Here is a 7,934-nt window from a genome sequence, read left to right as displayed (position 1 = left end):
CGACACGCTCAACAGCAACATCGCGGCCGAGTGCCGGTCGGCCTATCTGCAGCTGCAGCAGCGGCGCTGGGCCGTCATCGAGGACGTGCATGGGCCGATCTCGCCGCTGTTCACCAGCATCGTGACCTTCTGGCTGATGCTGGTGTTCCTCAGCTTCGGCATCCAGACGCCGCGCAAGCGCGTCGCAGCGATCGTGCTGGCGATCGGCGTCATCTCGATATCGACGGTGATGTTCGTGATCACCGATCTCGAAACGCACTACGATGGCCTGTTCGGCATCTCCAGCGCCTCGACGCGCGATGCGCTTGCGAGCATGCTCCGCTGACGCGCCGTCTGTTGGCGCGGCGCTTGCCAAGAGACGTCTGATCGGGTGCGATGGCATCGGTCCGGTCCGCAGGGACCCGATTCAAAACGATACGATCTCGGTACGAGGCAGGGGAACAGGCAGATGGCGCGTAGTGTGACGGGATTGCGGTTCGGCCTGGCGCTGGCGGCGTCGGTTTTCGCATTGGGAACCGCAGTCGCCCAGGAACCGAAGAAGGGTGGCACGGTCCATGTCGTGGTCCAGCCCGAGCCGCCGATGCTGATGCAGGGACTCAACCAGAACGGCCCGACCAACATGGTCGCCGGCAATATCTACGAGTCGCTGCTGCGCTATAACGAAAAGCTCGAGCCGCAGCCGTCGCTCGCCAAGAGCTGGGAAATCTCGCCGGACGCCAAGACCTACACCTTCAAGCTCCAGGAAGGCGTCAAATGGCATGACGGCAAGCCGTTCACGGCCGATGACGTCGTCTTCACCCTCGACAAGTTCCTGCGCGACGTCCATCCGCGCTGGCGCCCGATCGTCAACGCCCAGGTCGAGAAGATCGAGAAGATCGACGATCTCACCGTGAAGATCACGCTGAAGCAGCCCTTCGGCCCGATGGTCATGACGCAGGAGGTCGCTTCCGCGCCGATGATCCCGAAGCATATCTACGATGGCACGGATTATCGCGCCAACCCGGCCAACAACACGCCGATCGGCACTGGCCCGTTCAAGCTCAAGGAGTGGAAGAAGGGCTCCTATATCCACCTCGTCAAGAACGAGGATTACTGGCTGAAGGGCAAGCCGAACCTCGACGAGATCTACTGGCAGATCATTCCCGATGCAGCCGCCCGCGCCGTTGCCTATGAGACGGGCAAGGTCGACGTGCTGACCGGCGGCTCGGTTGATGTCTACGATGTTGCTCGCCTGTCGAAGCTGCCCAATACCTGCATGACGACCAAGGGCTGGGAAATGTTCGCGCCCCATGCCTGGCTCACCCCGAACGTGCGCAACGGCATCCTGGGCAACAAGCAGTTCCGCCAGGGGCTGATGTACGCGATCGATCGCGAGTTCGGGAAGGATGTGGTCTGGGGCGGCCTCGGCAAGCTGCCGACCGGGCCGATCTCGTCCAAGACCAAGTTCTATTCGGCAGATGTGCCGAAATACACCTACGATCCCGCCAAGGCCAAGGAGCTGATCAAGGCCTCCGGCTACAAGGGCGAGACGATCAGGCTGCTCAACCTGCCCTATGGCGAGACCTGGAGCCGCTGGTCCGAGGCGATCAAGCAGAACCTCGAGGATGTCGGCGTCAAGGTGCAGATCGAGAACACCGACGTGCCCGGCTGGACGCAGAAGGCATCGAACTGGGATTTCGACCTGAACTTCAACTTCCTCTACCAGCTGGGCGACCCAGCCATGGGCGTGGCACGCTCCTACATCTCCTCCAACATCGCCAAGGGCAATCCCTTTGCCAATGTCGGCGGTTACTCCAATCCCGAGGTCGACAAGCTCTTCGCCGATGCCGCGGTCGCGCCGACCGACAAGGAGCGCCAGGAGCTCTACACCAAGGTTCAGAAGGTTCTCGCCGACGAGTTGCCGGTGCTCTGGCTGCTGGAGATGGACTTCCCGACCATCTACCGCTGCAACGTGAAGAACCTCGTCACCACCGGCGTCGGCGTGAACGACGGCTTCCGCGACGCCTGGAAGGAATGAGGACGAGGCGGCCGTCCCCTCGAGTGGACGGCGTCTTCGCGTTTCGCGTCATGGTCGGGCTTGTCCCGACCATCCACGTCTTCCTTCGTCGGGGAGGGTGTCCAAGACGCGGATGCCCGCCACAGGGGCGAGCATGGCGGCGGAACCCCGCCATCGGGAACAGCACTGAATGAATCTCGCGCAATTCCTCGCCGGCCGGCTCGTGAAGGGCGTCATCGTTCTTTTCGCGATCGCGGTGCTCAACTTCCTGCTGATCCGCGCTGCGCCGGGCGATCCCGCGCAGGTCCTCGCCGGCGAGGCGGGAGCCGCCGACGCGCAGCTCCTCGAACAGCTGCGCGCGCGCTTCGGCCTCGACCAGCCCTTCCTGACCCAGCTCTGGATCTATCTGAAGGGCTATCTCACCTTCGATCTCGGCTTCAGCTACCGCCAGCAGCAGCCGGTACTGAACCTGATCATGGAGCGCCTGCCGGCGACCCTGCTGCTGACGGGCGCGGCTTTCCTCGTCTCGCTTGTCGTGGGCACCGCGATGGGTGCGCTCGCCGCGCGCCGGGCCGGCAAATGGTCGGACAGCCTGATCACCACGCTGGCGCTGATCTTCTATGCGACGCCGTTGTTCTGGATCGCCCTGATGAGCCAGATCGTCTTCGCGCTGAAGCTCGGGCTCGTGCCGAATGTCGGCTACGAGACGATCGGTGCGAACTATACCGGCCTCGCCCGCGCGCTCGATATCGGCCAGCACCTCGTCCTGCCCGCGCTGACCCTCGGCCTGTTCTTCACCGCGCTTTATGCCCGGATGATGCGGGCCTCGATGCTGGAGGTCGCCGGCGCCGATTTCGTCAAGACCGCGCGCGCCAAGGGCGTCTCGCAATCCCGCGTCTGGCGCCGGCATGTGGCGCGCAACGCCATCCTGCCGGTGGTGACGCTGGCCGGCCTGCAGGCTGGCCAGCTCGTCGGCGGGGCCGTGCTGACCGAAACCGTCTTCGCCTGGCCGGGCATCGGCCGGCTGATGTTCGATGCGCTGGTCCAGCGCGACTATTCCGTCCTGCTCGGCGTCTTCTTCGTCTCCTCGGCGATGGTCGTCTGCTTCAACATCGTGACCGATCTGGTCTACCGGATCGTCGATCCGCGCATCGAGGCGCACGCATGAACTTCCTCAAGCGCTTCGTTCGCAACCGCGGCGCCGTCATCGGCATCGTCATCCTGCTTGCCGTCGTCGCCTTCGCGCTCCTGGCGCCGACGCTCTATCCGCAATCGCCGTGGAGGCCGGTGGCGCGGCCTTTCCTCGCGCCGTTCACCGTCGACCGCTTCCCGCTCGGCACCGACACGCTCGGTCGCAACCTCGCCTCCGGCCTCGTCCACGGCGCCCGAGTATCGCTGATGATCGGCGTGGTCTCGACCCTGGTGGCGCTGGTGATCGGCGTGCCGCTCGGCGCCGTCGCCGGCTATGCCGGCGGCTTCGTCGATGATGCGCTGATGCGCTTCACCGAGTTCTTCCAGACCATTCCCTCCTTCGCGCTCGCCATCGTGCTGGTGGCGATCCTCCAGCCGCAACTCGGCTCGATCGTACTCGCGATCGGGGTGGTGAGTTGGCCGCCGGTGGCGCGACTGGTGCGAGGGGAGGTGCTCTCGCTGCGATCACGCGAATATGTCCAGGCGGCTGTCACGATCGGCCAGTCGACCCCGCGGATCATCTTCAGCCAGGTCCTGCCCAACACCATCGCGCCGATCATCGTCATGGGCTCGTTGATGATCGGCTCGGCGATCCTGCTGGAATCGTCGCTTTCCTTCCTCGGCCTCGGCGACCCCAACCTGATGAGCTGGGGCTACATGGTCGGCGCCGGCCGCACACGCCTGCTCGACGCCTGGTGGATCTCGTTCTTCCCGGGCTTCGCGATCTTCCTGACGGTGCTCGCGCTCAACCTCGCCGGCGAGGGGCTGAACGATGCCCTGAACCCGCGTCTCGCCCGGGGGCGCGAATGACCGCTCCCGCGCTCTTCATCAAAGGGCTGACGCTGGCGCTTCCGGCGATGGCCGACCGCCCGAACGCCGTCGAGACCGTCACGCTCGCCATCCAGCCCGGCGAGACACTTTGCGTCGTCGGCGAGTCCGGCTCGGGCAAGTCGATGATCGCTCATGCCGTGATGGGCCTCTTGCCCAAGGCGGTGAAGCCGGTCGCAGGAGCGATCAGGCTCGCGGGTCGCGACATTCTCGCCCTCGACGAACAGGGGATGCAGGGCGTGCGCGGCCGCGAGGTCGGCATGATCTTCCAGGAGCCGATGACCTCGCTGAACCCGGTCATGCGCATCTCCGACCAGATCGTCGAGACCTTCGAGGCCCATGGCCTGCACGACAAGGCGACGCGCCGCGCCCGCGCGATCGAGCTCCTGACCGAGGTCGGCCTGCCCGACCCGCCGCGCCTCGCCAAGGCCTATCCGCATGAGCTTTCCGGCGGCCAGCGCCAGCGCGTGATGATCGCGATGGCGCTGGCGCTGGAACCGAAGCTCCTGATTGCCGACGAACCTACGACCGCGCTCGACGTCACCACTCAGGCGCAGATCCTCAAGCTCATCGACAACCTCCGCCATCGCCGCGGCACGGCCGTGCTCTTCATCACCCATGACATGGGCGTGGTCGCCGAGATCGCGGATCGCATCGCGGTGCTGGAGAAGGGCGTGCTGGTCGAGGAGGGCACGGCCGATCAGGTGCTCGGTTCGCCCACCCATCCCTACACCCGGAAGCTGCTCGCGGCGGTGCCCTCCTTGACCCCGGCGGTGCTGCCGCCGTTGCCGAACACCGCCCCCGTGATCAGCGTCGAGGGGCTCGGCAAGACCTATCGCAAGCGCTCATTCTTCGGCGTCGCGCGCGAGGTCAAGGCGGCCGAGGACATCTCCTTCGCGCTCGTCCGTGGCGAGACGCTCGGGCTTGTGGGCGAATCCGGCTCCGGCAAGTCGACGGTCGGGCGCTGCTGCCTGCGTCTGATCGAGCCCGATCGCGGCCGCATCGCGCTCGGTGACCTCGTGCTCTCCGAACTGAAGCCCACCGAACTGCGTCGCCAGCGCAAGCGCATCCAGATGGTTTTCCAGGACCCATTCGCCTCGCTCAATCCGCGCCAGACTGTCGGCCGCATCGTCTCGGACGGCCCGGTCGCCCATGGCACACCACGCAAGGAGGCCCTGGCGCGGGCGAAGGAGCTGCTCGAACTCGTCGGCCTCTCCGCCAATGCCGTCGACCGCTACCCGCATGAGTTCTCCGGCGGCCAGCGCCAGCGCATCGGTATCGCCCGCGCGCTGGCGCTCGAACCCGACGTGCTGGTCGCTGACGAGGCGGTCTCGGCGCTGGACGTCTCCGTGCAGGCCCAGATCCTCAAGCTTATCAAGGACATCCAGAGCCGGCTCGGCCTCGCGATCCTCTTCGTCACGCATGACCTGCGCGTCGCCGCGCAGATCTGCGATCGGATCGCCGTGATGCAGCGCGGGCGCATCGTCGAGAGCGGGCCGACCGCGGCGATCTTTGCCGACCCGCAGCACGCGTATACGCGGCAACTGCTGGCAGCGGTGCCGGGCGGCGGACGCTTCGGGCACTAATGGGGCGAACCGCGCGCCGCGTCATGGTGGGGCTTGTCCCGACCAACCACGCCTTTCTCTTCTCCCATGTCGCAAGGCGTGGATGCTCGGCACAAGGCCGAGCATGACGGATTTGGCCTAAAGGAGACCTGCCCATGCCTCTCGACGCCGCCCTTCGCGAAAAGATCCTCGCCGCCGTCGAGGCGGGCTTCGACGAGCAGGTCGCCTATACGCAGGAGCTTGTCCGCTTCGCCTCGACCCGCGGGCAGGAGCACACGGTCCAGGATTTCATCTTCCGCGCGATGAAGCAGCGCGGCTTCACCATGGATCGCTTCGCCATGGACCGGGAAGCGATTGCCGCCCATCCCGGCGGCGCTCCCTTCTCGGACACGCATTCCGAAGCGCCGATCGTCGTCGGCATTCATCGTCCCCGCGAGGAGAAGGGCCGCTCGCTGATCCTGCAGGCCCATGTCGACGTCGTTCCGGCCGGCCCCGCCGATCAATGGAAGCATGCGCCCTTCGATCCGGTGATCGAGGGCGACTGGATGTATGGCCGCGGCAGTGCCGACATGAAGGCGGGCGCCGCCGCCAATCTCTTCTGCCTCGATGCGCTGCGCCGCATCGGCATGCAGCCGGCGGCGACGGTCTATGTCGAATCGGTCGTCGAGGAGGAATCGACCGGCAATGGCGCGCTGATGACGCATCTGCGGGGCTATCGCGCCGATGCCGCGCTGATCCCCGAGCCGGAATACGAGATGCTGGCGCGCGCCAATGCCGGCGTGCTCTGGTTCCAGTTCGAGGTGCGGGGCATCCCCGCCCATGTCCGCGAGATGGGCACCGGCGCCAATGCGATCGATGCCGCCTATCGCGTCGTCGCGGCTTTGCGCAAGCTCGAGGAGCAGTTCAATCTCGAGAAGGCCGGCCGCGAGCATTTCGAGGACGATCCGCATCCGATCAACCTGAACATCGGCAAGATCGAGGGCGGTGACTGGGCCTCGTCGGTGCCCTGCTGGTGCCGCGTCGATTGCCGCGTCGGTCTCTATCCCGGCGTCACCGCCAAGGAGACGGCGCAGCGCATCGAGGACTGCATCCGCGAAGCTGCGCGCGCCGATTCCTTCCTGGCGAACAATCCGCCGAAGGTGACCTTCAACGGCTTCTGGGCCGAGGGATATGTGCTGGAGCCTGGCAGCGAGGCGGAAGCCGTGCTCGGCCGCGCCCATGAGGCGGCGCTCGGCAAGCCGCTGAAGAGCTTCATGACTGCGGCTTATCTCGATGCCCGCGTGCATGCGCTCTACGACAAGATCCCGGCGCTCTGCTACGGCCCGATGGGCGAGAACATCCACGCCTTCGACGAGCGCGTCAGCCTCGCTTCGGTAAAGCGCATCACCGGTGCCATGGCGCTGTTCGTCGCCGAATGGTGCGGGCTCGAAAGCATCGAGGGATGAGCGAGAGCAAGCCGGGCAAGGCGCTGCTGCTCGTCCCCTTGCTCGGTCTGCTCTGGGGCTTCAACTGGCCGGCGGTGCGGATCTCGCTGACCGAGATCGCGCCCTGGACTTTGCGCGCTGCCGGCATGAGCTTCGCCGGGCTTGTCCTCGTCGCGATTGCGCTGGCACGCGGTGTTTCGCTGGCTGTGCCGCAGGCGCAGTGGCCGCGGCTGGTCGTTGCCGGCTTCCTCTCGATTGCCGCGTTCAACGTGCTGCTCGCCTTCGCCCAGCTCGCAGCACCGACCTCGCGCGCCGCGATCCTGACCTTCACCATGCCGATCTGGGCGACGCTGCTCGCTCGGCTCGTCCTCGGCGAGGCCTTAGACGGCCGCCGCCTGGCGGGGCTCGCCCTCGGTATCGCGGGCCTGCTCTGCCTCGGCCTGCCGCTGATCGCGGCCGGGCAGCTTTCCTTCGGACTGATGCTGGCGCTGCTCGCCGCGGTAAGCTGGGCGCTGGGCACGATCGTGACCAAGCGCTGGCCGATCTCGGCCCCGGCGCTGACCATCGCCGCCTGGCAATTGCTGATCGGCGGACTCGTCGCCGGCTTCGGCATGCTCGCGTTCGAAGGCCTGCCGGTGCCGAAGCTCTTGTCGCCGCGCGTGGTGGCGGCGCTGAGCTTCCACATCGTCGGCGCACAGGCGGTGGCGTATTTCCTCTGGTTCACCGTGGTGGCGCGCCTGCCTGTCGGTATCGCCAGTCTGGGTACGCTGATGGTGCCGGCAGTCGGCGTGCTCGGTTCGGTTCTGTTGCTGGGGGAACGGCCGACGCCGACCGATTGGCTCGGCCTCGCCCTTGTCGTCGCGGCCTCCGGCGCGATCATGCTACCGGGCCGTCGTACGTGACGGGTCCGCGGCTATTCGGAATGCCACT

General features: G+C 66.4%; 7 protein-coding genes. All 7 read left to right on the top strand.

Annotated elements, in window-relative coordinates; translation table 11 throughout:
- Positions 1–325: bestrophin-like domain (locus ACIPIA_RS06580; protein ID WP_465246953.1), on the top strand; the 325-nt coding region annotated here is incomplete at its 5' end.
- Positions 326–448: 123 nt separating this feature from the next.
- A complete protein-coding gene (locus tag ACIPIA_RS06575) occupies positions 449–2,017 on the top strand; it encodes an ABC transporter substrate-binding protein (protein WP_400507830.1) in 1,569 nt (522 codons plus the stop codon).
- 169 nt (positions 2,018–2,186) lie between these two features.
- Positions 2,187–3,164 (top strand): ABC transporter permease, encoded by a 978-nt coding sequence (locus tag ACIPIA_RS06570; RefSeq protein ID WP_400507828.1) that lies wholly within the window; start codon positions 2,187–2,189, stop codon positions 3,162–3,164.
- Complete coding sequence (locus ACIPIA_RS06565) at positions 3,161–3,997, top strand: ABC transporter permease (protein ID WP_400507826.1); 837 nt, start codon at positions 3,161–3,163, stop codon at positions 3,995–3,997. The genes ACIPIA_RS06570 and ACIPIA_RS06565 overlap by 4 nt, the downstream gene beginning before the upstream one ends.
- A complete protein-coding gene (locus tag ACIPIA_RS06560) occupies positions 3,994–5,601 on the top strand; it encodes an ABC transporter ATP-binding protein (protein WP_400507824.1) in 1,608 nt (535 codons plus the stop codon). The genes ACIPIA_RS06565 and ACIPIA_RS06560 overlap by 4 nt, the downstream gene beginning before the upstream one ends.
- 134 nt (positions 5,602–5,735) lie before the next feature.
- Entirely contained in the window at positions 5,736–7,025 is a 1,290-nt protein-coding gene (locus tag ACIPIA_RS06555) for an ArgE/DapE family deacylase (protein WP_400507822.1), read from the top strand.
- A complete protein-coding gene (locus tag ACIPIA_RS06550) occupies positions 7,022–7,906 on the top strand; it encodes a DMT family transporter (RefSeq protein WP_400507820.1) in 885 nt (294 codons plus the stop codon). Before ACIPIA_RS06555 ends, ACIPIA_RS06550 begins: the two co-directional genes overlap by 4 nt.
- Positions 7,907–7,934: the final 28 nt, after the last annotated feature.

This window comes from Allobosea sp. CER48, from assembly GCF_044752385.1.
Classification (GTDB): Bacteria; Pseudomonadota; Alphaproteobacteria; order Rhizobiales; family Beijerinckiaceae; genus Allobosea.
This window is presented reverse-complemented; position numbering and strand designations above follow the sequence as displayed.